General features: G+C 70.8%; 1 pseudogene. It reads right to left on the bottom strand.

Annotated elements, in window-relative coordinates:
• Positions 1 to 542: pseudogene (locus FVW20_RS18530) on the bottom strand (hypothetical protein); the annotation flags it as partial.

Below are 542 nucleotides of genomic sequence, written 5' to 3'. Positions count from 1 at the left end.
AGCGGCGGCGCATGGCCGCAACGCCCGCAGCCGTCAGCGGCGGGGCCGCGCCCACCATGGTATCCTGCTCGGCGGCGGAAAACAGGGGCAGGCGGACCATGTGCCCGTCGCGCGCCACGCGGCGCGACAGCATGAGCCCGCGCGGATAGACCTGGCTTTGCAGCGAAACCGTGGTGCAGGACAGCACCGGGATGACCCGCCGGGGCTCGCCGGGCTCCGGGACGGAAGGCGGCACGGCGACCGTTGCGTCCATTTGGTTGGTCCCGCCCATGCGAGCCCGTTCTGTCGGTTCTGCCCGTTCTGTCGGTTCTGCCCGTTCTGTCGGTTCTGCCCGTTCTGTCGGTTCTGCCGGTTCGTCAGGCCGGGCCAGCAGTTCCGCCAGGCCGAAGAAATGCACCGCCTGGGCCAGTTCGGGAAAGCATTCGATGGCGTGGTGATTGGCGGACAGCACCGACGGCGTCCGCGCCAGCCTGCGGCGCAGCGCGCGTGCCGTGCCCTGCCCCATGCTGGCGGCGGCAAGGTCGGCCATGGCGTCGATCAGC

Source organism: Nitratidesulfovibrio oxamicus (assembly GCF_015731765.1).
In the GTDB taxonomy this organism is placed as follows: Bacteria; Desulfobacterota; Desulfovibrionia; order Desulfovibrionales; family Desulfovibrionaceae; genus Cupidesulfovibrio; species Cupidesulfovibrio oxamicus.
The sequence above is the reverse complement of the archived record's forward strand: the minus strand, read 5'-3'. Positions and strand labels throughout refer to the sequence as shown.